The 25242-nt window shown below is 72.3% G+C and carries 20 protein-coding genes; 14 read left to right on the top strand and 6 right to left on the bottom strand.

The window, feature by feature from the left end; genetic code table 11:
* Positions 1–6: 6 nt before the first annotated feature.
* Together QSK25_RS19780 and QSK25_RS19775 are read right to left on the bottom strand one after the other, a co-directional pair.
* On the bottom strand, positions 7–1368 hold the full coding sequence (locus QSK25_RS19780) for a glycoside hydrolase family 43 protein (protein ID WP_285640172.1): 1362 nt from the start codon (positions 1366–1368) through the stop codon (positions 7–9).
* Positions 1369–1442: 74 nt separating this feature from the next.
* Positions 1443–2777 carry a glycoside hydrolase family 10 protein gene (locus QSK25_RS19775; RefSeq protein WP_285640171.1) on the bottom strand — a complete coding sequence of 445 codons (1335 nt, stop codon included), beginning with the start codon at positions 2775–2777 and terminating at the stop codon, positions 1443–1445.
* A 648-nt stretch (positions 2778–3425) separates the two neighbouring features.
* Between QSK25_RS19775 and QSK25_RS19770 the strand changes: the two genes are divergently transcribed.
* The 4 genes from QSK25_RS19770 to QSK25_RS19755 all read left to right on the top strand — a co-directional run bounded on the left by QSK25_RS19770 (position 3426) and on the right by QSK25_RS19755 (position 6130).
* Positions 3426–3602 carry a hypothetical protein gene (locus QSK25_RS19770; RefSeq protein WP_285640170.1) on the top strand — a complete coding sequence of 59 codons (177 nt, stop codon included), beginning with the start codon at positions 3426–3428 and terminating at the stop codon, positions 3600–3602.
* A 3-nt stretch (positions 3603–3605) separates the two neighbouring features.
* On the top strand, positions 3606–3938 hold the full coding sequence (locus QSK25_RS19765; RefSeq protein WP_285640169.1) for an ArsR/SmtB family transcription factor: 333 nt from the start codon (positions 3606–3608) through the stop codon (positions 3936–3938).
* Positions 3935–5533, top strand: coding sequence for a SulP family inorganic anion transporter (locus QSK25_RS19760; RefSeq protein ID WP_285640168.1), 1599 nt, complete (start codon positions 3935–3937; stop codon positions 5531–5533). The genes QSK25_RS19765 and QSK25_RS19760 overlap by 4 nt, the downstream gene beginning before the upstream one ends.
* A 126-nt stretch (positions 5534–5659) precedes the next feature.
* On the top strand, positions 5660–6130 hold the full coding sequence (locus tag QSK25_RS19755; RefSeq protein WP_285640167.1) for a hypothetical protein: 471 nt from the start codon (positions 5660–5662) through the stop codon (positions 6128–6130).
* 226 nt (positions 6131–6356) lie between these two features.
* Here the strand turns inward: QSK25_RS19755 and QSK25_RS19750 are convergent, their stop codons facing one another.
* The 3 genes from QSK25_RS19750 to QSK25_RS19740 are packed head-to-tail and all read right to left on the bottom strand — an operon-like array spanning position 6357 to position 9842.
* Entirely contained in the window at positions 6357–6977 is a 621-nt protein-coding gene (locus QSK25_RS19750; protein WP_285640165.1) for a class I SAM-dependent methyltransferase, read from the bottom strand.
* Positions 6978–6996: 19 nt separating this feature from the next.
* Entirely contained in the window at positions 6997–8358 is a 1362-nt protein-coding gene (locus QSK25_RS19745) for a metallopeptidase TldD-related protein (RefSeq protein ID WP_285640164.1), read from the bottom strand.
* Complete coding sequence (locus tag QSK25_RS19740) at positions 8355–9842, bottom strand: TldD/PmbA family protein (protein ID WP_285640162.1); 1488 nt, start codon at positions 9840–9842, stop codon at positions 8355–8357. Before QSK25_RS19740 ends, QSK25_RS19745 begins: the two co-directional genes overlap by 4 nt.
* Positions 9843–9912: 70 nt before the next feature.
* Here QSK25_RS19740 and QSK25_RS19735 point away from each other — a divergent pair, with 70 nt between their 5' ends.
* The gene (locus tag QSK25_RS19735) at positions 9913–10599 is read left to right on the top strand and encodes a DUF6239 family natural product biosynthesis protein (protein ID WP_285640160.1); all 687 of its coding nucleotides are present in this window, start codon (positions 9913–9915) and stop codon (positions 10597–10599) included.
* On the opposite strand, the gene QSK25_RS19730 is transcribed toward QSK25_RS19735, so the two are convergent.
* On the bottom strand, positions 10572–11786 hold the full coding sequence (locus QSK25_RS19730; protein ID WP_285640158.1) for a class I SAM-dependent methyltransferase: 1215 nt from the start codon (positions 11784–11786) through the stop codon (positions 10572–10574). The genes QSK25_RS19735 and QSK25_RS19730 overlap by 28 nt on opposite strands.
* A gap of 138 nt (positions 11787–11924) precedes the next feature.
* Between QSK25_RS19730 and add the strand changes: the two genes are divergently transcribed.
* The 9 genes from add to QSK25_RS19685 all read left to right on the top strand — a co-directional run.
* Positions 11925–12989 carry an adenosine deaminase gene (gene add, locus QSK25_RS19725; protein ID WP_285640156.1) on the top strand — a complete coding sequence of 355 codons (1065 nt, stop codon included), beginning with the start codon at positions 11925–11927 and terminating at the stop codon, positions 12987–12989.
* Between the two features lie 441 nt (positions 12990–13430).
* Positions 13431–14441: a DUF1702 family protein gene (locus QSK25_RS19720; RefSeq protein ID WP_352236199.1), complete on the top strand. Its 1011-nt coding sequence runs from the start codon at positions 13431–13433 to the stop codon at positions 14439–14441.
* A gap of 25 nt (positions 14442–14466) precedes the next feature.
* A complete protein-coding gene (locus tag QSK25_RS19715; protein ID WP_285640153.1) occupies positions 14467–16368 on the top strand; it encodes a CRTAC1 family protein in 1902 nt (633 codons plus the stop codon).
* Positions 16365–17351, top strand: coding sequence for an enediyne biosynthesis protein UnbU (locus tag QSK25_RS19710; RefSeq protein WP_285640152.1), 987 nt, complete (start codon positions 16365–16367; stop codon positions 17349–17351). Before QSK25_RS19715 ends, QSK25_RS19710 begins: the two co-directional genes overlap by 4 nt.
* Entirely contained in the window at positions 17348–23185 is a 5838-nt protein-coding gene (locus tag QSK25_RS19705; RefSeq protein WP_285640150.1) for a type I polyketide synthase, read from the top strand. Before QSK25_RS19710 ends, QSK25_RS19705 begins: the two co-directional genes overlap by 4 nt.
* A gap of 1 nt (position 23186) precedes the next feature.
* Complete coding sequence (locus QSK25_RS19700; RefSeq protein WP_285640148.1) at positions 23187–23612, top strand: acyl-CoA thioesterase; 426 nt, start codon at positions 23187–23189, stop codon at positions 23610–23612.
* Entirely contained in the window at positions 23609–24157 is a 549-nt protein-coding gene (locus QSK25_RS19695; RefSeq protein WP_285640146.1) for a hypothetical protein, read from the top strand. The genes QSK25_RS19700 and QSK25_RS19695 overlap by 4 nt, the downstream gene beginning before the upstream one ends.
* 6 nt (positions 24158–24163) lie before the next feature.
* The gene (locus tag QSK25_RS19690; RefSeq protein WP_285640145.1) at positions 24164–24478 is read left to right on the top strand and encodes a winged helix-turn-helix transcriptional regulator; all 315 of its coding nucleotides are present in this window, start codon (positions 24164–24166) and stop codon (positions 24476–24478) included.
* A gap of 67 nt (positions 24479–24545) precedes the next feature.
* A partial coding sequence (locus QSK25_RS19685; RefSeq protein WP_285640144.1) for a Clp protease N-terminal domain-containing protein occupies positions 24546–25242 on the top strand: 697 nt, incomplete at its 3' end.

Here is a 25242-nt window from a genome sequence, read left to right as displayed (position 1 = left end):
GGGGGATCAGGCGCTGAACTGCCACCAGTTCACGTTGAGCAGGTAACCGCCGCCGCCGGCGAACCTCAGGTAGAGGTCACGGGTGCCGGTCAGGCCGCTCACCGAGCAGGAGACGGTGGTCCAGTTCTGCCAGCCGCCGGTGTTGGGCACCGAGCAGGTTCCGGCGAGGGCGCCGGTCGGGCTGCCGGAGCGGACCTCGACCGAGCTTCCCGCGACGGTGGACGCGACGCGGGCGGTGAAGGTCCTCGCGCCGTTGCCGAACGCCACGTTCTTCAGCTTCACGTTGTCGCCGTTGTTGAGGTGGCTGAGGTTCAGGCCGCCTTCGCTGGACGGTTCGGTCTCGACACCGTTGCCCCACGCGATGGTCTCGCCCTCCTGGCGGACGTACGGGTTGAGCGTGTCCGCCGCGGGTGGCCCGGACGTGGTCATGGTGATCGTCGGGATGGTGCCGTCGGCGTTGTAGCTGAACCTCTCGACGGCGACGGAACGGGTGAAGCCGCCACCGCCCGGGAGAGCGCCGTTGTGGTAGAAGAAGTACGAGCTGCCCTTGAAGTCGATGATGCCGGCGTGGTTGGTGAAGCTGTTGCCCTGCGTGGGCATCACGGTGCCGCGGTAGGTCCACGGCCCGGTCGGGCCCGGCGCGGTGGAGTAGGCGATGAACTCCGAGCAGCACTTGGCCGCGAAGACGTTGTAGTACAGGCCGTTGCGCTTGTAGACCCAGGGGCCTTCCTCGTAGAGGGTGGGCCGGTTGGGGTCGCCGGTGCGGGTGCCGAAGCCCGCCGTGGTGAGCGGGATGCGGGTGACGCCGCCGCTGTAGGAGATCATGTCGGCGTTGAGGCGGACGTAGGACAGGTTCGGGTTGCCCCAGTACAGGTAGGCCTGGCCACCGTCGTCGATCATGACGGTCGGGTCGATCTCGCCGTTCTCGACCAGCGGCCGGCCGAGCGCGTCGCGGAACGGGCCGGTGGGGCTGTCGGAGACGCCGACGCCGATCGCCGGGCGGCCGGTGGCCTTCGTGACGACGGGGACGTACCAGTAGAACTTGCCGTTGCGCTCGATCGCCTGCCCGGCCCACGCGTCCTGCTTGGCCCAGCTGAAGGTCGCGAGGTTCATGGGGGAGCCGTGGTCGGTCCAGTTGACCATGTCGGCCGACGACCAGACCCGCCACTCCTTCATGGTGAACCAGGTCGAGCCGTCCTCGTCGTGTCCTGTGTAGAGGTAGACCCGTCCGTTGTGGACCAGCGGCGCGGGGTCGGCGGTGTAGATGTGTTGCACGATCGGGTTGTCCGCCCTCGCCGGGGCGATCACGGTGAGGACCAGCGCCACCACCGCGGCGGCGGTCGTCCAGAACGGTCGTTTCGTGGCCATCGTCGTCGTCTCCTGGGGCAGGGAGGCTCCGCGGCTCGGACGCCGAGCCGCGGGAGCCGTCCTCCGGTGGTGGTTCAGGCGGCGGTGCAGGAGGGGGCGAGCCCGGATCCGCTGCCGGTGCCCTGGAAACCGAACTCGGTGGACCCGCCCGCGGGCACGGCGCCGTTGTAGTCCACGTTCGTGAAGGTGACGGTTCCGCTGGCGCCGCTGCGGTTCGCGCTCCAGTGGGAGGTGATCGTCCCGTTCGACAGGGTCGCCGTGACCCGCCAGCCGCGCAGCACGCTGGAGCCCGCGGTCACCTTGACGGTGGCCACGAACCCGCCGTTCCACTGGTTCAGCGACACCGACGCCGTGCAGCCGCCGGGACCGGGGTCGTTGGTCGTGGTCGTCGTGGTGGGACCGGGGCCTCCCGCGTTCAGCGCGTCGAGCACGGAGGTGTACGCGGCCTTCTTGGCGCCGGAACCGGTGAACAGCAACGGGTTCTCACCGGTGCGCCACGAGTCGGTGTCGCGGATGCCCCACACGGTGATGCCCGTGCAGGCGCGCACGGCCATGCAGGCCCTCGTCACGGCCCCGTAGGCGTTCGCCTGGTTGCCACCGGAGATGTCGAGCTCGGTGATCTGCACCTCGACGCCGAGGTCGGCGAAGCGCTGGAGGTTCGCCTGGTAGTCCGAAGGCGCGTTGTTGGAGAGGTGGGACTGGAAGCCGACGCAGTCGATCGGCACGCCACGCGCCTTGAAGTCGCGCACCATGGTGTAGATGCCGGTGGACTTCGCGTTGATGCTGTCGGTGTTGTAGTCGTTGTAGCAGAGCTTCGCGGCGGGATCGGCCGCGCGGGCCGCGCGGAACGCCGCCTCGATCCAGTCGTTCCCGGTCCGCTGGAGGTTGGAGTCGCGCCGGCCACCGCCGCCACCGTCGGCGAACGCCTCGTTGACCACGTCCCAGGCGTAGATCTTGCCCCGGTAGTGGGTGGCGACCTGGGTGACGTGGTTCATCATGGCCTGACGCAGGTCGGATCCCTCCAGGCGCTGCGCCCAGCCCGGTTCCTGCTGGTGCCACAGCAGGGCGTGACCGCGGACCCGTTTGCCGTTGCCCACGGCCTGGTTGAGGATGCGGTCCCCGCCGGAGTAGGTGAACTGGCCGCGGTTGGGTTCGGTCGCGTCCCACTTCATCTCGTTCTCGGCGGTCACCATGTTGAACTCGGTGTTGAGGATGTTCACGTAGGTCTGGTCGTTCAGCTTGCCCGCCGCGACGGCCGTGCCGAAATAGCGGCCCGACTGCGCCGCCGCGGCCCCCAGGGTGCTCGCCGCGCTGGCGGGAACGGACACGAGGAGCACGGCGCCCAAGGCGGCCGTCGTGACTGTCGAAATGATCGCGCCGAGTGAGACCGACCTCGATGTCAGTTTCATCTTCCACACTTTCACCGGATGTGCCCGGAAATGCGGGCGTGATGGGCAGGGCGATCCACTGCGCGCTTCGACGAGGTCCGGTGCCGGGCTCTCGGGTGCGCGGAACCGCTGTGGTGGTGCACCTCCGTCACCTGCGGTGCGGAGCGACGTGGGTGCTGGAGCTCAATCGTCTTCGACGGAAAAGCGGCATCGCCGTCCCTTCGGCCTGCAACTGCACGTGCGCTGTTCAGGAGTCTGGCAGCTCCGTGTTCACGCTCACAAGAAGGCGGCCGCGACCTGTTCGTGGAATTGCGCTGGATGGGGGAAGAAACGCGTGAAAGCAGTAAATAACAACGTCGAACGATGTCGAACGCCGTCGAAAACATTCGAACAAATCGAGTCGCGGATGAAGTGAGCGCTAACAGCCTCGGCCTTTTGGTGTGTGTCTCCGCAGTGAGCAGGCGAAATGAGGCCGGTCCACGGCGACTCCGTCCGACGACCTGGCCGACCTCCTCGGCGGCAGGGGAGGAGGACGGCCGGTTCGGCCCGGCCAGGCCCATGCCTCCCCGAGGACGGCGGCAAGCGGTGGCGATCTCCACTGGCACGTCGCCCGGCTGGAGTTGTAACCTGTCGAATTGAAGAATTCTTCAATTCGACAGGTTGTGGTCCGTGGACGAGTTCGAGGAAGGCCTGCGCCTCCGCGTCGGCCAGGCCCAGGAGGCCGTGCGCCTCGCGGTGGAGCAGCAGGACGACTACGCCGCCGAGGTGCACGGCGCGGATCTGGCCGAGCTGCGGCGGCTGGCCGCCGAGCACGGCGTCGCGCTCGACGCCCGTCGGGAGGGCTGAGCGGTGCCCGTTCCGCTGTACCAGGCCAAGGCCGAGTTCTTCCGGATGCTCGGGCACCCCGTCCGCATCCGCGTGCTGGAGTTGCTGCAGGACGGTCCGAAGGCCGTCCGCGAGCTGCTCGCCGAGATCGAGGTCGAGCCGTCCAACCTCTCCGCTCAGCTGGCGGTGTTGCGCCGGTCGGGCATCGTCACGGCCACCCGCGACGGCTCGACCGTGGTCTACGCGCTCGCGGGCGCGGACGTGGCCGACCTGCTGAAGGCGGCCCGCAAGATCCTCACGGAGCTGCTGGTCGGGCAGAACGAGCTGCTCGCCCAGTTGCGCGAGGACTCCGCGTGAGAGCCTTCCTGCCGGTCAAGGCGGACTGGGTCACCGCCACACCACGGGACTTCCTCGCAGGCCTGACGGTCGCTGTCGTGGCGTTGCCGCTGGCGCTGGGGTTCGGGGTGGCGTCCGGCCTCGGCGCCGCGGCCGGACTGGCGACCGCCATCGTCGCCGGTGCCCTGGCCGCGGTGTTCGGCGGGTCGAGCCTGCAGGTGTCCGGGCCCACCGGCGCGATGACCGTGGTTCTGGTGCCGATCGTCGCGACGTACGGGCCCGGCGGCGTGCTGACCGTCGGCCTGCTCGCGGGGGTGCTGCTCCTGGTCCTGGCGGTGGCCAGGGCGGGCCGCTACATGAGGTACGTGCCGGCGCCGGTGATCGAGGGCTTCACCATCGGGATCGCGGCGGTCATCGCGCTGCAGCAGGTTCCCGCGGCACTCGGTGTGCCCACGCCCGACGGCCACAACGTCGTGGTGAACGCGGTGCGCGCGTTCGGTTCCGGACCGGCCTTGACCGCCGTCGCCCTCGCGGGCGGGGTCGTGCTGGTCATGCTCCTCGGCGCCCGCTGGAAGCCCGCTGTCCCGTTCTCGCTGCTGGCCGTCGTCGCGGGCACGGTGGCGGCGGAGATCTGGTCGCTCCCGGTGGCACGGATCGGGTCGTTGCCCGCGTTGCTCCCGGCGCCATCTCTGTCCTTTGTGGACCTGGGCGCGCTGTGGTCGCTCCTGCCGTCCGCGGTCGCGGTGGCGGCACTGGCGGCACTGGAAAGCCTGCTGTCCGCGACGGTCGCCGACGGCATGACCGTGAACAAGCGGCACGACCCGGACCGCGAGCTCTTCGGGCAGGGCATCGCGAACGTCGTGACGCCCCTGTTCGGAGGTGTGCCCGCGACCGCGGCGATCGCCAGGACCGCGGTCAACGTGCGGTCCGGCGCGAACTCGCGCCTCGCGGCCCTGGTGCACGCCGTCGCGCTCGCCGTGATCATGCTGGCCGCGGCCCCCGTGGTCGGCCGCATCCCGTTGGCCGTGCTGGCCGGCGTGCTGCTCGCCACCGCCGTCCGGATGATCGAGGTGGGATCGGTGCGGGTCCTGATGCGTGCCAACAGGTCCGATGCGCTGGTGCTCGCCCTGACCGCGGTCGCGACGCTGGCGCTGGACCTCGTCACCGCTGTGATCATGGGACTCGTCGTGGCAGGCGCGCTCGCGCTGCGCGCCGTCGCCAGGTCGGCGCGGATCGACGAGGAACCACTCGAACCCGGTGATCACACCTTCGAGGAACACGAGCTGCTCGCCCAGCACGTGGTCGCCTACCGCCTGGACGGGCCGCTGTTCTTCGCCGCGGCACACCGGTTCCTGCTGGAACTCACCGAGGTCGCCGCGGTCTCCGTGGTCATCCTGCGGATGTCGCGTGTGTCCACCATGGACGGCACTGGCGCGCTGGTCCTGCGAGACGTCGTCGAACGACTGGAGGGCAGAGGGGTCGCCGTGCTGCTCTCCGGCGTGCGGGAGGAGCAACGCCACCAGCTGGAGACGCTCGGCGTGCGGACGTTCGCCAGCACCCCTGAAGCCATCGAGCACGCGCGGGACCACTTGCGCCGCAAGGGCGTGTTGCCCTGACGACTCCGGGGGCAACGCCAGGCTCGCAGCGACGGTGCGTGAACCGTCGGCCAGGACCTCCGCTCAAAGCCTCAGATTTCCGGTTCGTGGCGGGTGGACATCGCAAGGTTGGTACTGTTTTATGAAGTGAAGTTCCCACTGGCTGAGGTGGCGGGGCGTGTGAGCTGGTGGCGATCTCTGGGCACGGTGCGGCACCGGACCGCCCTGGCCGTGCTGCTGGTGTTCTCCGCGGTGTGCCTGACGGAGGAGCTTGCTCAGGCGTCCCAGCGGTACCTCCTCGGATTCCCCGAGGCGTACTCCCTCGGCCTGCTCGGGCACGCGTTTCCGCGGCTCGCGGGCTCGGCGTGGCTGGACCACGTGTGTGCGGGCGTGATGCTGGCCGGGCTCGTCGTGCTGAGGTTCGCGTTCGCCGGCCGTGCGCTCCGGTGGTGGACCGCGGCGATGGCGGTTCAGCTCTGGCACCACTTCGAGTCCCGGGTGGTGCCTGCCTTTCCCGGCGGCATGCACCTGGCTTACAACGTGACCGCGTTCGCCCTCATGGCGATCGCGCTGGACTGCCTTCGGCGGCAGGGCCGGGACGAGCGCGGATCCTGGTGATCGCGGCTTCGCTGGACAGCTGCTGGTTCTTCAAGCGTCACGCGGAGGATTCCGGTCCTCGAGGGTGGTGTGCGCGTCCGGACCCTCCGCCCCAGGACCGCGGTGTCCACCACGGGCCGCCTGTCCTGCCGCGGCCCTCGAAGCCTCGACGTGGTCCGGCGCCGAGCCGCTCAACCGCCGCAGGTAGCTCACTTCGTCTTCCGGTGACACGGTCGAACCTCCTCGGTCAGGGCGTGCGCACGCAGCGGAACAGGGCCCATCGCGGTGCCGCGGGCAGGGGTCCTCCGTCGCCGAACCCGACTTCGCCCGGCTTGCCCTCGGAGAACTCGTCCAGGCGGAAGCCGCAGTAGCGCAGGTCCCGCAGATAGGTCTCCAGGCTGCGGTGGTACGCGGGGCGGCCGGCCCAGGAGGGCAGGCCGGGACGCTCGCCGTCGGCGAAGTAGCCCTCCTCGCCCGCGGTCGCGGCGGGATGGTCGACGAGGAACGCGAACCGGCCGCCGGACTCCACGTGGTGGTGCAGGGTCTCCAGGAGACGGGCGAGGTTGCGCACGTGCTGGGGTGCCGCGGTCGACACGACCAGGTCGAAGCGGCCCAGGTCGGCGCCCCACCAGCGGTCCAGGTCGGTGGTGCGCACGTCGGCCAGGGGCGCGGCGGCGCGTGCCCCGGCGGCGAGGGAGGCGTCGGCGGCCAGGCCCACGCAGGTCCGCGGACCGGCTTCGGCGACACGGCGCAGCACCCGCGGGTCGCCGCAGCCGAGGTCCAGCACCGACAGGTCGCGCACGTCGCCGAGCAGCGCCAGCAGGTGGTCGGCGGCGTCGAGCGCCGCGCTGTCGCGGGTGGTGGTCAAGACCGTCCTCCTCGGTGCGTCATGCCGCCCGGCTCACCGCGGCGAAGCCGTCGACGCGCAGCGGTGGCATCGCGGTCCGGGTGCGCTCGTCATCCCACTCGCGGGCCAGGGCGACGGTGGGACCGCCCACCTCCAGCACGCGGTCGAGCAGGTGCAGCGGGCTCTCGTTGAAGCGGAAGTCGTCGACGGCGCCGACCACCTCGCCGTCGCGCACGACGTGCACGCCGTCGCGGGTGAGGCCGGTCATCAGCAACGTGGAGGGGTCGACGTCGCGCAGGTACCACAGGGACGTGAGGAGCAGGCCGTGCCGCGTGCTCGCGATCATCTCCGGCAACGACGGCCCGCGCGCGGCACCCTCCAGCACGAGGTTGGCGATGCGCGGCGTGACCGGTGCTCCCGCGCGGGCGGCCGACTCCCTGGTGTGCACGAGCGACGACAGCACCCCGTCGGTGATCCACGACGTCGGTCCCAGCGCGAGACCGTTGTCCGCCACCGAGGTGTCGGCCCCCGACGCGCGGGCCACCACGAACGGATCGCACGTCACCCCCGGCGCTCCGGGGTCGCTGCGCAGCGTCAGCGGCTGCCCGGACAGCCGGTCGCCGAGGCGTCCGGTGAACGGGCCGCGGCCGTCCTCGGCCTCCCGCGCGCCCGCCGAGAAGTAGAGCTGCCGCATCAGGTCCGCGGTGCACGACGGTGGCAGCAGCACCTCGTAGCGGCCCGGCACCAGGTCGAGGCGTCGTGCGCTCCAGTCGAGCCGTTGCTCCAGGGAACCGAGCAGCGCGGGCAGGTCGAGCGCCGCCGGGACGTCCGCCTCCGCGCCCGCCCAGCTCGACGCGGGTGCCTGCGCGGCGCGGGCGGTCAGGTCCACGACGGCCGTCGGCTGCACGTGCCGCAACCGCAGACCCGTCGTCGTGCCGAGCAGCGTCGTCCGCACCTCGTGCTCGGCGTACCCGTGCAGGACACGGCCCCGCGCGGCGAAGTCCCCGGCGGCCGCGGCGACCTCGGCGGCGGTCTTCGCGAGCACGTCCGGTGGCGCGTCCGCGGCCGGGTCACGCCAGTCCGGCGCCTCCGGGCGGTCGGCGGCCACCAGGCACCCCGCGCTCTCCGCGTCCGGCCGCCGCGCCGCCGCGGTCGCCGCCTCCACCACGGCGGACACCCCCGCCGCGTCGAGCGCGCCGCTCGCCGACACCACCCCGGCCGTGCCCTCGCGGGTCCGCACCACGGCGTGCACCCGTCGGTCCAGCACATGGCCCGCCCGCGTCGCGGTGTCTCCCGCCCAACGCAGGTGCGCGTGCACGGTGTCGTCCACGACGACCACGACCTCGTCGCCCTTCCTGCCGGCGGCGAGCGCCCGCTCCACGACCTCGTGCGCCCCGATCACGCGGCACCGCCGACGTGGAGCACGGGCACACCGCGGAACAGCGCCGAGGGCACGGCGTGGCTCGCGGCGGCGGCCTGCGCCGGCCGTCCCTTGCCGCAGAAGTCCGCGCCGAACGAGGTCACCGTGCTCGCGTCGCCGAGGCCGGCGAGCGCACCCCAGAAGTCCGTTGTGGACGATTGGTAGGCCACGCCGGACAACGGTTCGGCGAGGCGGCCCGAGCGGATGCGGTGACAGCGCTGGGCGGTGAACTGGAAGTTCTCCCGGCGCGAGTCGATGGACCAGCTCGCCGATCCGGCCAGGTACACGCCGTTCTCGACGCCGCCGATGAGGTCGTCGGTGCCGCACGGCGTCGCGGACGGCTCCAGTGACACGTTCGGCATCCGCGGCAACGGCGGGTGCGACGACGACTCGGCGAACGCGCAGCCGTTGGACCGTGACGCGCCTGCCGCCCACGCGGTGGATCGGTCGAACTGGAACCCGGTCAGCACGCCGTTCTCGACCAGCGGCCACGACTGGGCGGCCACGCCCTCGTCGTCGAAGCCGGTGGTGGCCATGCCGTGGGGGGCCGTGCGGTCCGCGGTGACGTTCATCAGCTCGGAGCCGTAGCGCAACTCGCCGAGCCGCTCCGGTGTGGCGAACGTGGTGCCCGCGTAGGAGATCTCGTGCCCGAGCGCGCGGTCGAGCTCGGTGGCGTGGCCGACGGTCTCGTGCACGGTGAGCCACAGGTTCGACGCGTCGACCACGAGGTCGTACTCGCCGGGCTCGACCGGCCGGGCGCGCAGCTGCTCGGCGAGGTGCTCCGGCATCGCGGCGACCTCGCCCTCCCAGTCCCAGCCCGTGCCGCCCAGGTACTCCCAGCCACGCGCGGTGGGAGGGCCGAGCGAGCGCAACGTCCGTGTCACGCCCGTGGCCGGATGGGTGCCCGCGATCAGCACCTGGGGGTGGACGCGGATGCGTTGCTGCGTGGTGGTGGTGCCCGCGAGGTCGGCGTAGAAGCGGTTCTCCTGCACCGCCGTGCACTTGGCGAGCACGGACGACACGTGCGGCGATGCGAGCAGGTCACGGCTCCAGCCGCCCAGTACCGCGGCGCGGTCGGGTTCGGGAACGTCGAACGGGTTGACCTCGTAGGCCGACACCCACGACGCGTCGGTGTAGACGGGTTCCGGGGCGAACGGGACGTCGCCGGACAGCGGTGCGCCGGCGCGGGCGACGGCCCACGCCCGGTCCGCGGCCGCGACGGCGGCCTCGGGGGTCAGTTCGGAGGTGGCGGCGAAACCCGGACCGCCCGAGGTGAACAGGCGCACCGAGAGCGCCGTGCGCTCCGTGTCGGCCGCGGCGGCGGTGAAACCGTTGTGCAGCAACAGATGACCGCGGCGCGTGCGCACCACCTGCACGGCGGCGTGCCTGGCACCCAACCGGCGGGCGCGGTCGAGCGCGGCGTCGGCGAGACTGCGCAGGGCGAGGGCGAGGAACGCCTGGTCCACCGGAGTGCTCCTTCCCACGACCACTGCCTCAAGTACTACATTAAAATCAAGCAAAAGCAAGGGAGGGTCGATGCGGACCGGTCGCTGGTGGGGCCTCCTGGTCGTGGCCGTCGCGGTGCTGCTGGTCCCGCTCGGCGGTGAGGCCGCGGCGCAGCACCACGACATCGGCCCGGTCGGCCCGTCCACCCTCGGAGGTGTGTGGCTGCGCCTGCTGACGGTGGCCGCCCTCGTGGTGGTGATCGGCTCCGCGCTGTTGCGCCCCTTCGTCGCGGGCCCTCGCTCGCGCGTGACGGCGGTGTCGGCGGGAGTGGTCGCGGTGCTCGGTGAGCTGCTCCTCGTCCCGGTCAGGGTGGATCGCCTCGACCCGCGCGACGTGGTGCTGCCCGTGGTGATGGTGACCTGTGCGCTCGCCGCGCTGCCGCTGCTGTCCTGGTCACGGGGCCGGGTGAGCCGGTTCCTGCCCGCGCTGGTGGGTCTGGGCGTCGCGGTGGCCGGCACGGACCCGGCGGCCGCGGGCGAACTGCTGGCGGGGGAGTGGACGGGGGACGCCCTGCGGTCCAGCGCGCTCGCCTGGGTGGCGGCGCTGACGTGGTTCGAGCTGACCGCGCCGGTCGGCGCGGTGGCGGTCCGGTCGGTCGCGGTGGTCGCGTTCGCGGTGGCGGTCGGGGCGCTCGCGGCGGTGCCGGGGTTCGTGGCGGCAGGCGAGCACGACTCGGTGGCCCGCACCGCTCAGACCACCCTGACCTCCGGCACGTAGAACACCCAGCGCCCGCCCGCCTCGCTGAACGCCCGCTCCTTCGCCATGATCTCCTCCGCGTGGTTCCACGCGAACATCAGCGCGTAGTCGGCCTTGCCCGGCCCGAACGCCTCGGGCGGCTCGACCGGGATGTGCGTGCCCGGGGTCAGCCTGCCCTGCTTGGCGGGCGTGGTGTCGATCACCGCCGAGACCAGGTCCGGTCCCAGTCCGCAGTAGTTGGCGACCGTCGCGCTCTTGGCCGTCGCCCCGTACGCCACGATCCGCGCGCCCTCGGAGCGCAGCCCGCGCAGCAACGCGACCAGGTCGTCGCGTCTGCGTTCCGTGCGCGCGGCGAACGAGGCGAGCAGCGCGGTGTCGTGCAGGCCGATGACCTGCTCCTCGGCCAGCAGTGCGGCGACGGAGGGGGCCGCGCTCCTGCTGCCGCGGTGGGCGGCGGTGAAACGGATCTGGCCGCCGTGCACCGGGAGGCGTTCGACGTCGACCAGCTCCAGGCCGGCCTGCGCGAGCATGGTCACCACCGACCGGGCGCTGAAGAACAGCACGTGCTCGTCGATGATCTGGTCGAACGCCGTGTTGGTGAGCACCGCGCCCAGGTACGGGTCCTCGAACACGAACTCACCGTCGGGCGCGAGCAGCGCCGCGACTCCGCGCAGGATCGAGTTGATCTCCGGGTCGTGGCTGATCGTGTTGGCGGAGAACACCAGATCGGCCGGTCCGTGCTCGGTGCGCACCTCGCGGGCGACCTCCTCGGTGAAGAAGTCGACCCGCACCCGGACGCCACGGGCGACGGCGTCGGCGCCCGCGTCCCCGGACGGGTCGACGCCCAGGTGGCGCAGACCCCTGGCGGCGGCGACGCCGAGGAACACCCCGTCGTTGCTGCCGATCTCCACGGTGAACGGGTCTCTGCGGCGGGCCAGCAGGCGCTCGGCCGTGCGGGCGAAGTGCTCGCGCATCACCGCCGAGCCGGACGTGCGGTACGGGTAGCTCTGGTGGAACATCCGCTCGGTGGGCGGCACCTCGACCAGCTGGGTCATCCAGCACGCCGCGCAGCGCCCCACCGCGAGTCGGAAGAAGTACTCCTGGGACAGGTCGTCGCCGGGCGCGGGGAAGGCGTCGGAGAGGGGCTGCTGCCCCAGGTCGAGGAACTCGTCGACTGGACCGGTGCACACGAAACAGGCAGTCGCCATTTAAAAAACTATAGTGACTTGCGCAAGGGACCGGCAACTTCGCGAGAACGGGCTGCCAGGCTTGACAAGGCGGCGGTGGTTGCTGCTACAACGGGTAGTAATCGGACAGTTCAGGCATCTGTGCAGCCGGGTCGGGGGGTGGTCGTCGTCGTACGAACACGCCACCGGGGCTGGTCTCGCGAACTGGACTCGTTCGTCGTCGGCCTGCCGAAAGCAGACCTGCACGTGCATCTGGAGGGCGCGCTGCGTCCCGCCACGGTGCTCGACCTCGACCGCCGTGGTGGCGGGCAGCTCGCGGGGATGGACGAGCAGCAGCTCTCCGAGCTGTTCCGGTTCCGCGACTTCCGCCACTTCGCCGACCTGTACTCGACCTGCACGACGGTGTTCCGCGCACCGGAGGACTTCGCCCGCGCGGTCGCCGAACTGGCCGAGGACCTGGCCCGGCAGGGAGTGGTCTACGCCGAGGTGACCTGTTCTGCGATCACGCACCACCGCGATCGCGGCCTTCCCTTCGACGAGGTGGTCGACGGGCTGTGGGCGGGGGCGCGGACCGCTCTGCGCGACAGTGGTGTGGTCGTCAGGTTCGTGCTCGACCACGTCAGGGACCTCTCGCTGGACGATTGCTGGCTCACGGCGCAGTGGTGCGTGCTGGGCCGCGACCGCGGCGTCGTCGCGCTCGGGCTCGGGGGCTACGAACCCGGTCGTCCCGCGTCGCTGTTCGCGGACGCGGTGCGCTGGGCCATCGGGCGTGGGGTGCCGTTCGTGCCGCACGCCGGCGAGGCGGCCGGTGCGGACGCGGTGCGCGACGCACTGGCGTTCGCCCCGCCGAGGCTCGGTCACGGCTTCCGTGCGGCCGAGGACCCCGCCGTGGTCGGGGAACTGCTCGATCGCGGCACCGTGCTGGAGGTGTGCCTCACCAGCAACCTCCGCACCGGAGTCGTGGCCGACCTGGCGGAGCACCCCGTCCGCGCCCTGCTCGCGCGGGGTGTGCCGGTGGTGCTCGGTTCCGACGACCCCGTGCTCTTCGGGTCCACGGTGGTGGGCGAGTACGAACAGGCGGTGACCGGTCTCGGTGTGGAGCCGGACGACCTGCCCGTGCTGGCACGCACCTCCCTGGAGTCGGTGCTGGCCGGACCCGAGGTCCGCGACGCGCTGGTCGCCGCGCGCGACCGTCCGGCGGCGAGTCAGCCGGGTGAACCCTGACGGGTGCCGCACAACTCGACGACCCACGCCGAATCCCGCGGTGACCCGCCGCGGCCGTCCCCGCTCGCCGTTCCGACCGGAGTGCCCGCCCATCGCCAGGCCCTGTGACAAAGCGATGCCACCACACGCCCGACGGCTGGATCCGGTCGTCGAAAAAGTCGTGCGCGTTGTTTTCGGAGAATTCCTGCAATAATGGTCCGAATGGCGATGGGTTATCCGCGAAATGGTCCATCGAAGTGTCCTCGACGGCCTATGGAGACGACGATTCGAAGTGCTGCCGCTCGGCATTGAGTCATGCGCGGAAAAATGCTATCGCGCAGCAGGTTCGTTACTCTCCATGACGATATGCGGCGTTCGTGTGAAGTTGGCGAGATGCCTTGATGCTTGGTTTATCGGCTGGTAGACACGGTTGTCGAAGGCTGCTGGGTTGCTTTGTCCGATGTGCTGCGAGGGCCGTCGGCGGTCCGTGTGGCCATCGAAAAGGATGAGGTTGTTGTGCGGCCAATCATTGGAAGTTCAGCTGCTGGACGCCGTTCGGCTATTCGTCCGAAGATCGCGTTGCCACTGTCCATGGCGGATTTCGGCAAGCGTGGATTCAGAACGGACCGCCCCGCTGCGCGCGCGGTCCTCGAAGGACATGCGCGCATGTTCCTCATCGGGTTCAACATCGGTGTCGAACACTGGCGCGCCCCGCACGACGAACTGCACACGCGCATCCCCGACGCCGAACGCGGGTTCGCCTACGAGGGCGCCGGGATGTTCGCCGGACTGCTCGACCTCGCCACCGCGGGCCGCGCCCGCGCGGTCAGCCGCCTCGTCACGGGCCCCGGCGAGGCGTACGTGCACCTGGTCCACGTCGGCGCCGGGTGGCTGGCGACGCCCATGCGCGTCACCGCCGTGCCCCGGCTGCCGCGCACCCCGCTGCTGCGGTGGCTCGGCGTGGACGGGTCGGGCTTCGGCGAGGTCTACTTCGGCGGCCTGCGCGCCCTGCACCGGCGGGCGGCGCGCAGGCCCGGTGAGCTCTGGGAGGCGCGGCTCGCGGGCTGCGGCAGGGCGCTCTGGTTCGCCGAGTCGGCCCACCCGGAGGGGGTCGCCGCCGTGATCGGCCGGGCCGCCCCACCGGCCAGGCCGCACCTGTGGGCGGGCGTCGGCCTGGCGGTCACCTACGCGGGCGCCGCCGACGAGCGGGCGTTCGACGAGCTCGAGAGCGCGGTGGGACCCCACTACGCCCACTTCGCGCAGGGCGTCGTGTTCGGCGCCGCGGCGCGGCAGCGCTCCGGGATCGTGCCGCCGCACACCGAGCGGGCAGCCGTCCGCTTCCTGGGCGTCGCGCCCGGCGAGGCCGCCGAGTGGAGCGACATCGCCGCGCGCGACCTGACCGGCTCCGACGACGTCCGGTCGTACCTGCGGTGGAAGGCGGAGATCCGCACGCTCATCACCGCACGCCGCTGACTGCAACTAGGAGAGTGCGAACGACATGCGCATCAACGCACGACAGATCCTGGTGTTCGGCGTCATCGGCGCGCTCTGCGCCGCGCTCGGCGTCGCCGTCGCGAGGCCCGGCCTCAGCCAGGCGGAGACGGACGCGCTCGCCGCGCGCTACAGCTTCGCCACCGAGACCCTGAACCCCGCCCCGCCCGGCGCCCGCGTCGAACGCACCGTCGCTCCCGGCCTGAACAAGATCCGCGGCTGGATCTCCTCGGTGGGCGCCGCCGCCGCGTTGTCCGACCTGCGCGGCCAGGGCCACGCGGGCGACCTCTGCCTGGTGGACCCGCGCGACGACTCCGTGACGCTGCGCCCGGTGCGTTCCGCGGACCCGTCCGGGTACGCGCCCGTGCGGCTCACGCCCACCGGCCTGCCCTACGACCGCACCATGGCGCCGATGGGCTGCGTCCCCGCCGACATCGACGTGGACGGCGACATCGACCACGTCGTGCACTACTGGGGCCGTTCGCCCGTGGTGTTCCTCAACACCGGCGGCCCCGGAGCCCCGACCACCGGCGGCCACCGTGCCGTCGAACTGGTCACCCCGATGGCGGTCTGGAACTCCGGCACGTTCAACATCGGCGACATCGATGGTGACGGCAACCTGGACCTGGTGGTGGGCAACTACTTCCCGGACGGCGCGCGGGTGCTCGACCCCGAGGCGCACGACGAGACCCGCATGCAGATGCAGAACTCCATGTCCCTCGCGCGCAACGCCGGCATCAACCGCATCCTGCTCGGCAAACCCACCGGCCGGCCGGACGAACTGCCCTCGTACACCGACGTGAGCACCGCGCTCTCCCGCGACGCCGCCGCGTCCTGGACGCTCGCCACCGGCCTGCAGGACATGACCGGCGACGGGCTGCCGGAGCTCTACCAGGCCAACGACTTCGGCCCCGACCAGTTCATGGTCAACCGGTCCACGCCGGGCAACGTCCGGTTCAGCGAGATCGTCGGCGAACGCGACTGGACTACCCCCAAGTCCACCGTCGTCGGCCGGGACTCGTTCAAGGGCATGGGCGTCACCTTCACCTACGACGGCGACGCACCGCTGCCGTCGATGATCGTCAGCAACATCACCACGCCGTTCGCCCTGCACGAGAGCAACTTCGCGTTCACCCCGACCGGCACGCCCGCCGAGCTCGCCGCGGGCGGGTTCCCGTTCGACGAACGCAGCGAGGAGCTCGGCATCGCCCGCGCGGGCTGGTGCTGGGACGTGCGCAGCGGCGACTTCGACAACGACGGCACCGACGAGATCATGCAGGCCAACGGGTTCCTCAAGGGCGAGAAGAACAAGTGGCCGCACCTGCAGGAACTCGCCATGGGCAACGACGACCTGTTGCGCCACCCCGAGTTCTGGCCGAACTTCCGGCCCGGTGACGACCTGTCCGGCAGCGAGCCCAACCGGTTCTGGGTGCGCGGTCCCGACGGCCGCTACACCGATCTGGCCGCCGCCACCGGCATCGCGGCCGGCGACAACACCCGCGCCATCGCGTACGGCGACGTGGACGGCGACAACAAGCTCGACGCGGTCGTGGCCAACCAGTGGGAGGACTCGGTGCTGCTGCGCAACACCGCGCCCGCCGGACCCGCCGCGGACCTCCGGCTCGTGCGTCCCGCCCCCGCGGGCTCCGGCGACGCCGTGACCGACGTGATCGGCGCCCAGGTGCGGTTGCACCACCCCGACCGCCCCCAGCGCGCCCAGCTCTACCCGGCCAACGGCCACACCGGCGTCTCCGCGGCGAGGCTGCACCTCGCCATTCCCGGCGGCGGCACGACGCCCGCGACGGTCACCTGGCGCGACGCCGGCGGCCTGCACGAGGCGACGGTGAACGTCCGTCCCGGCCACGGAACCATCCTGCTCACCAGCGACGGAACGGCGGAAGTGCGATGACCACGACGGCCTCACCCGACCTCGGCCAGCGGGCGGAGACCGCGGCCCAGCCCGCCGCACCTCCTGCCACGACGGCGAAACCCGGTGTGCCACCGGAGGTCAAGCGCGTCCGCGCGCTGGCCCGCTTCGCCACCACCATCACGATCTTCAACATCCTCGGCCACACCGTGCTGGGCTTCGAGCAGGCGCCGATCACGCCGATCGCCGCCGCGCTCATGAGCTACGCCACGGCACTGCTGTTCGAGTGGCTCGACGCCTGGGCGCAGGGCCGCACGCCGGGCTACGCGGGCGGGTTCCGCTCGCTCGTGGTGTTCCTGCTGCCCGCGCACATCACCGGCCTCGCGTGCGGGATGTTGTTGTGGGGCAACACCTCGCTGTGGCCGTACCTGTTCGCGATCGCGGTCGGCAACGGCTGCAAGTACCTCGTCCGGTTGCGGGTCAACGGAAAACTGCGGCACGTGCTCAACCCGTCGAACACGGGCATCGCCGTGGTGCTGGTGCTCTTCCCGTGGGTGAGCATCGCGCCGCCGTACCACTTCACGAACCTCACCGTGACGGCTCTGGACTGGTTGCTGCCGCTCGGGATCCTGATGTTCGGCACGATGCTCAACGCGAAGCTCACCGGCAAGATGCCGTTGATCCTGGGCTGGCTGGGCGCGTTCGCCGCGCAGGCCGTGCTGCGGTGGTTGCTGCTCGACCACTCGCTGCTCGGCGCCCTCGTGCCCATGTCAGGGCTCGCGTTCATCCTGTTCACCAACTACATGATCACCGACCCCGGCAGCACGCCGTCCTCGCCGCGCAACCAGGTGGTCTTCGGCGTCACCTGCGCCGCCGTCTACGCCGCGCTGGTGCTCTCCGGGATCTCCTTCGGCCTCTTCTTCGCCCTGGTGATCACCTGCGTGCTGCGCGGGATCGTGCTGGTGGCCGCCGGGATGCGGGCCGCGCGCACGGCCGTGCCCCAGCAGACAGCGGGTACCTCATGAGCGGTTCCGGTGGCGTCGCGGTGGTCGGCCTGGCCTGCCGGTACCCCGACGCCGATTCCCCCGCGAGGCTCTGGGAGACGGTGCTGGGCCGCCGGCGGGGGTTCCGCAGGCTGCCGGCGACACGTCTGTCGAGCGACTACATCGGCGCGGCCGACGACCCCGACCGCACGTACCTGACGCACGCGGGCCTGCTGCGCGGCTGGTCGTTCGACCGGCAGCGGTTCGGTGTGCCCGGACCGCTGCACCGCGCGGTCGACCACGCGCACTGGCTCGCGCTGGAGACCGCGGCGGACGCGCTCGTGGACGCCGGGTTCCCCGACGGCCGCGGCCTCGACCGCGACCGCGTCGGCGTGCTGCTGGGCAACACCATGACCGGGGAGTTCTCCCGTGCGGCCCAACTCCGGCTGCGCTGGCCGTTCCTGCGGCGCGCGGCCAAGGCCGCGCTCGACGGCGCCGGCGTCGACTCCGAGCAGGGCAGGCGCGCGCTCGCGTTGCTCGGCGACCTGGTGCGCGCGCCGTTCCCCGTGCCCGGTGACGAGTCGCTCGCGGGGGCGTTGTCCAACACCATCGCCGGTCGCGTGTGCAACCACTTCGACTTCCACGGCACCGGGTTCACGGTGGACGGCGCGTGCGCGTCGAGCCTGCTGTCGGTGATGACCGCGGGCCGCGCGTTGCTGGGTGGTGAGCTCGACTTCGCGCTCGCCGGCGGGGTCGACCTCAGCCTCGACCCGTTCGAACTGGTCGGGTTCGCGAGGACCGGCGCACTCGCGGTCGACGAGATGCGCGTCTACGACCGCCGTCCCACCGGGTTCCTGCCGGGGGAGGGCTGCGGCGTGGTCGCGTTGATGCGCGCCGAGGACGCCGAACGCGAAGGCGTGCGCACCTACGCCGTGCTCGCCGGCTGGGGCACGTCGTCGGACGGGGCCGGTGGCCTCACCCGGCCCAAGGCGGACGGCCAGTCGCTCGCGATGAGCCGTGCCTACCGGATGGCGGGGATCGCCCCGCACGCCGTGGAACTCGTCGAGGGCCACGGCACCGGCACGCGCGTCGGCGACGAGGTCGAGCTCACCGCGCTGTGCCAGGCGCGCGGCGAGGGCGCCGCCCGCGCCGCTCTCGGGTCGATCAAGGCGAACATCGGGCACACCAAGGCCGCGGCGGGGGTGGCGGGCCTGATCAAGGCGGTGCTCGCGGTGCACCACCGCGTGCTGCCGCCCACGACCGGCGTGGAGGAGCCGCACGAACTGCTGCGCGCTCACGGCACGCCGTTGCGGCTGCTGGAGGAGCCCGAGCCGTGGACGACGGCCACACCGCTCGCATCGGTGTCCTCCATGGGCTTCGGCGGCATCAACGCCCACGTGGTGCTGCGCGGTACGACGGCGCGGCCCGCCGCTCCGGTGCCACTGCCCAGGGCGGTGCCCCCGCCCCGGTACGACATCGTGCTGCTCGACGCCGCCGACCGCGCGGTGCTGGAGGACCGCCTCGACCGGCTGGCCCGGCTCGCACCCGCCCTGAGCGACGCGGAACTGCACGACCTCGCCGCCACCGCGCACGCCGAACGGCGCGAACCCGGGGCCGTGCGCTGCGCGCTCGTCGCCGACACCGCGGACCGCCTGGCGGACGCCGCCGGCGCCGCCCGTGCCGCACTGTCCACCTGGGACGGTGAGCTGCTGGTGGACGAGGCCGCCGGCGCCGTCCTGGCCGCCGGGCCACCCCGTCGCGTCGGTCTGCTGCTGCCCGGTCAGGCCGCGCCCGTGCGCGCCCGGCTCGACCCGTGGGCCGACGGGCTCGGCGTGCCGGAGGCGGGCGTCGCCGTCGTCGACGGCGAGACCGACACCGCCGTCGCCCAGCCCGCCGTCGTCCGCCAGTCGCTCGCGGCACTGGCGTGGCTCACCGCGTCCGGCTGCCGCGCGGTGGGCGCCGTCGGTCACAGCCTGGGTGAGCTGACCGCTCTGGTGTGGGCGGGCGCGCTCGATCCGGCGACGGCCCAGTCGCTGGCCGTCGCCCGCGGCCGGGCGATGGCGGACCACGGCACGCCCGGCACCACCATGGCCGGGGTGGCGGGCGACGAGGACACCACCCGTGCCCTGGCCGAGGGACTCGACCTCGAGATCACCGGGTTCAACGGCCCTTCCCAGACCACCGTGGGAGGTCACGCCGACCAGGTCGCCGAGCTCGTCCGCCGCGCCCGCGACCGCGGCGTGAGCGCCACCGCGCTGCCCGTGTCGCACGCCTTCCACAGCACCGCCATGAGCGCGGCGGCGCAGCCGCTGCGCGAGGCGCTGGCCGGCGTGGCGTTCCAGCCGCCCGCGCGACCGGTGTTCTCCACCGTCCTCGGCAGGCCGCTGACCTCGGACACGGACCTCGTCGGCCTGCTCACCGACCAGCTCACCCTGCCCGTCCGCTTCACCGAGGCGCTGACCCGGCTCGCCGAGAGGTGCGACCTGCTCGTGGAGGCGGGCCCCGGCACCACGCTCACCAGCCTGGCGCGGTCCACCGGCGCGACCGCCCTGTCCCTCGACAGCGGGAACCCGAGGCGGCACGCCCTGACCACCGCCGTGCTCGCCGCGTGCTCCGCGGCCGACCTCGGCGCGTGGTTCGCGGGCCGCACCCACCGGCCACTCGGCCTGGACACCGGGATCGACCTGCTGGCCAACCCGTGCGAGACGGACCTGCCGGGCGTGGACGCCGACGACGTGGTGGAGGTGCCCGCTCCCCGGACCGAGGCGGTGCCGCAGGAGTCCGACCCGCTGAGCATGGTGCGCGCCGAGCTCAGCCGCGTGCTGGAGCTCCCGCAGGCCGTGGTCAGGCCCGAGAGCACCCTGCTCGGCGACCTGCACCTCAACTCGCTGCAGGTCGTCCAGGTGGTGGGGATGATCGCCGGGGCGCTGGGCCGCCGCACGCCGGACAGCGCGTTGTTCGGGATGGACGTGACCGTCGGCGAGGTCGCCGCGATGCTCGAGGGCCTGCCCGCGGCCGGTCCCGCGGCCGACGGCCCGCCCCCGGCGCTGGAGCGGTGGGTGCGGGCGTTCGAGCACAGCTGGGAGCCGTTCGACCCGGCCGCCGACGCCGCGCACCCGACCGCGGCGGCGCCCGGCACGTGGCAGGTCGACGCGCCACCCGGCCACTGGCTGCACGACGCGGGCCCGCTCCCCGGAACACCGGGCGAGCGCAACCTCGCCGTGTGGCTCGAGGACCCGCGGCCGGAGGAGGTGGCGCGCGTCCTGGTCGCGATCGCCGGACTCCGGCCGCACCGCCTGCTCGTCGCCCACCGCGGGCACCCGGCCGCCGCCGCGGTGGGCCGCAGCGCCCTGGTCGAGCTCGACGGGTGCGCGGTCACGGTCGTCCACGTCCGCGAGGACGCACTCGACCCCCGGCTGGTCGCCGCGTCGGGCTACCGCGAACTGCGCGTGCGGCCCGACGGTGGCGCCGACCACGTGACCACCCGCGTCCGGCGCCACGACCGGGGCGGCGACCTGCCGCTCGGCCCCGGCGACGTCTGCCTGGTCACCGGCGGCGCCGCCGGCATCACCGCCGAGTGCGGTGCCGCGCTCGCCAGGCGGACCGGCTGCACCCTCGTCGTGCTGGGCCGCTCCGAGCCCGACTCGGTCGCCGATGCGCTGCGCGCCCTCGGCGAGGACGTCACCGTCCGGTACGTGCGCGCCGACGTCACGGACGCGGCCCAGGTGGCGGACGCGGTCGCCGAGGCGGGCGGGTTCGGTCCGGTCGTGGGACTGCTGCACGGCGCGGGCGTGAACCGGCCCCGGCTGCTGGGCGCGATCACCGCGGACGGCCTCCGCGAGACCCTCGCCCCCAAGGTCACCGGCCTGCGGCTGCTGCTCGACGCCGCACCGGCGCTGAGGCTCGTGGTCGGCTTCGGTTCGATCATCGGCCGCACGGGCCTCGCGGGTCAGTCCGAATACTGCGTGGCCAACGACTGGCTGCGCGAGGAGGTGGAGGCGGCCGCCGAAGCCCACCCCGGCCGCCGGCACCACCTCGTGGAGTGGTCGCTGTGGGACGGCGTCGGCATGGGCGAGCGGATGGGCGTCGTCGAGGGCCTCACCGCCGCCGGGATCACGCCGATCACCCCGCAGGACGGCCCGCCCGCCCTGCTCGACGTGCTGACCGACCCCGGCGCACCGGTGACGCTGCTGGTCACCGGCCGCTTCCCGGAGACCCCGGCCGTCGCCGTGGCGGGACCACCACCGCAGTCCCTGCGCTTCACCGAGGACCCGAGGGTCCGCTACGCGGGCGTCGAGGCGGTGCTGGACGCGGAACTGTCGCTCGGCGACGACCCGTACCTCGACGAGCACCGGGTCCAGGACGTGCCGGTGCTGCCCGCCGTCTTCGGCCTGGAGGCGATGGCCCAGGCCGTGGCCGTGGTGAGCGGCGAACGGCAGGCGTGGGAGTTCCGGGACGTCGACCTGCGCAGCCCCGTCACGGTGCCGGACCGGGGCACGCGCTCGGTCCGCGTGCTGGCGCTCGACGACGGGGCGGGTGCGGTCCGGGTCGCCGTGCGCGACGACGGCGACGGGTACACGGCGGACCGCTTCACCGCGGTGGTCCGCGAAGCAGCGGACGTGCCGGAGGCGGGGGAGGCCGATGGGCTGGACGGATGCGCACCGGCGAGGGCTGACCGGCTCACCGCTGCACCTGCCGCCGCTGCACCCACCGTTGCTGCACCCACCGCCGCTGCACCCACCGCCGCTGCACCCACCGCCGCTGCACCCACCGCCGCTGCACCCACCGCCGCTGCACCCACCGCCGCTGCACCCACCGCCGCTGCACCCACCGCCGCTGCACCCACCGCCGCTGCTGCACGCACCGTTGCTGCACCCACCGCTGCGCTGCCTGCCGCTGCTGCACGCACCGTTGCTGCACCCACCGCTGCGCAGCCTGCCGCTGCTGCGCCCACCGCACCTGCACCCACCGTCCCCCTGCCCACCGCCGCTCCGCATACGGCTGCGAGCGCCCACCCCTTCTACGGCCCCCTCCTGTTCCACCGGGGCCGTTTCCGCCGCCTCCTCGCCTACGAGCGGCTGTCCGCGTTCGAGGTCAGCGCCACCGTCCGGGCCGACCCCGGCACCCAGTGGTTCTCCGACTTCCACCACCAGCGGCTCCTGCTGGGCGACCCCGGTGCCCACGACGCCGTCCTGCACGTGCTGCTGGCCTGCGTCCCCCACCGCCGCGCCCTGCCCGTCGGTGCCACCCGCTACACCGCCTGGCGCCGGCCGGAAGGGGAGCTGCACGTGCACGCCGTGGAACGCGAGCACACCGCTGACGACTACGTCTTCGACGTGGACGTGCGGGACTCGGCCGGCGTGGTCGCCCGCTGGGACGGGTTGCGGCTGCGCGCCATCGGACCGAACCGCTGGGACGAGGCACTGCCCGCGTCCCTCGTCGGCCCGGTGCTGAGCCGTCGCCTGATCGAGCTCGACCTGGCGCAGCGGGTGGAGCTGGTGGTCGCGAGCGCCGACCACGACACGCACGGCTGGGTCGCCGCCGAGGCGCACGACCACGTCCTGCTCGCCCGCGCACCCCACGCCGTCGGCGTCGCGTGGGGTGCGACCACCCCGCTCGAGCCGGACAACGCGATCGCGGTGTCCCTGGCGGGCAAGCTGGACGAGCCCGTCGAGGTGGCCGCGGGACGGGTCGCGGCCGCGCGTGCCGCGCTCGGCCGGGCCGGGCTCGACCAGCACGCTCCGCTGGAGATCGCGGAGGTGACCGACGACGGGCTCGTCGTGCTGCGGGGGCAGGCCGTCGTGGCGGTGGTCGCGCGGCCCGCGGTGGCGGGGCTGGGCGATCCGGTCCTCGCGGTCGCCGTGGAGGTGGCCTGACGTGCGCGAGTACGTGGTGCTCCACCGCGTCACGTTCGACGAGACCAACCTCGTCGGCAACGTCTACTTCGCCCACTACCTGCACTGGCAGGGGCACTGCCGCGAGGCGTTCCTCGCCGACCACGCTCCCGGCGTGCTCAGCGAGGTGCGGCGCGGTGAGCTCGCGCTGGCGACCGTGTCCTGCTCGATGGAGTACTTCTCCGAGTGCTACGCCCTCGACGAGGTCGAGATCGCGATGACCCTGCGCCGCAAGCGCGGCAGCCGGGTCGAGATGGACTACGAGTTCCGCCGCGACGGCAGCCTGGTCGCCCGCGGCGCACAGGTCGTGTCGTGCCTGCGCCGCACTCCGAGCGGTGTGTCACCGGTGCAGATCCCCGACGAGTTGTCGCGTGCCCTGTCCGCCTTCGAAAAGGAGACCGTGTCATGACGCACGTCATGGATCGACCGGTGATCAGATCTCTCAACGCCGAACGGCACCGCGCGGCGCTGCTGGTGTTCATGGTGGTGGTCGCGGCCCACTGGGCCGAGCACCTGGCCCAGGCCTTCCAGGTGTACTTCCTCGGCATGCCGCTCCCGGAGGCCAGGGGAGTGCTCGGCATGCCGTTCCCGTGGCTCGTGCACTCCGAGTGGATGCACTACGGGTACGCGCTGGTCATGATGATCGGCCTGATCCTGCTGCGCCCCGGTTTCCGGGGCCGGGGCCGCACCTGGTGGACCATCGCGCTGGCCATCCAGGTCTGGCACCACCTGGAGCACCTGCTGCTGCTGGTCCAGGCGCTCGCCGGCGCGAACCTCGGCGGCCGCCCCGCGCCCACCAGCCTGCTGCAGCTCGTGCTGCCGCGGATGGAACTGCACCTGTTCTACAACGCGATCGTCTTCGTGCCGATGGTGGTCGCGATGGTGCTGCACAACAAACCGACGGCCGAGGAACGCGCGGAGGCGAAGTGCGGGTGCGCGACAGTGGGGAGCTGATCCGGCGTGCTGCCCGAGGACGGTGAACACCGCCAGTTCTGCCCGCTCGCGGCAGGGCTCGAGGTGGTGGGGGACATGTGGACGATGCTCGTGGTGCGGGAGCTGCTCGTCGCGCCCGCCGACGAGCACGAACTGCTGAAGGGCGTGCCCGGCCTGACGCCCGCGCTGCTCGCGCCACGCCTGGAAGCGTTGTGCGCCAACGGCATCGCGGAGTGGGAGGGCGAGTACCGGTTGACCCCCCTGGGGCGCAGGCTCCAGGGGCCGCTGCTCGCCCTGGCGCGCTGGGGTCGTGAAGTCACCAGCGGCGACCGGGCGAGATAACTATAAAAACATATAGCTTGTTGCTACCCTTGGGGCGGTACCAGTCTTCGAGCTGGGGAGGGTCGCAGTGTTCGAGAGGTTCACCGACCGCGCGAGGCGGGTGGTTGTCCTTGCCCAAGAAGAGGCTCGGATGCTCAACCACAACTACATCGGCACCGAGCACATCCTCCTGGGTCTGATCCACGAGGGTGAAGGTGTCGCCGCCAAGGCGCTCGAGTCGTTGGGGATTGCGCTGGAAGGCGTGCGCCAGCAGGTCGAGGAGATCATCGGCCAGGGCCAGCAGGCCCCTAGCGGTCACATCCCCTTCACCCCGCGTGCGAAGAAGGTCCTGGAGCTCTCACTGCGTGAGGCGCTTCAGCTCGGCCACAACTACATCGGCACCGAGCACATCCTGCTCGGCCTGATCCGCGAGGGCGAGGGCGTCGCCGCCCAGGTCCTGGTGAAGCTGGGTGCTGACCTGAACAGGGTGCGGCAGCAGGTGCTGCAGCTGCTGTCGGGTTACTCCACCGAGAAGGGTGCGGCGGAGTCGACCGGTCGCGGCGAGGGCACGCCGTCGTCGTCGCTGGTGCTGGACCAGTTCGGGCGCAACCTCACCGCCTCGGCGCGTGAGGGCAAGCTCGACCCGGTCATCGGGCGTACCAAGGAGATCGAGCGGGTCATGCAGGTGCTGTCGCGGCGCACCAAGAACAACCCGGTCCTGATCGGCGAGCCCGGTGTCGGCAAGACCGCCGTCGTCGAGGGCTTGGCGCAGATGGTGGTCAAGG

The organism is Lentzea sp. NBRC 102530, assembly GCF_030269365.1.
Lineage (GTDB): Bacteria > Actinomycetota > Actinomycetes > Mycobacteriales > Pseudonocardiaceae > Lentzea.
Note: the sequence above shows the minus strand (reverse complement) of the source record. Positions and strands in the feature narration are given on the sequence as shown.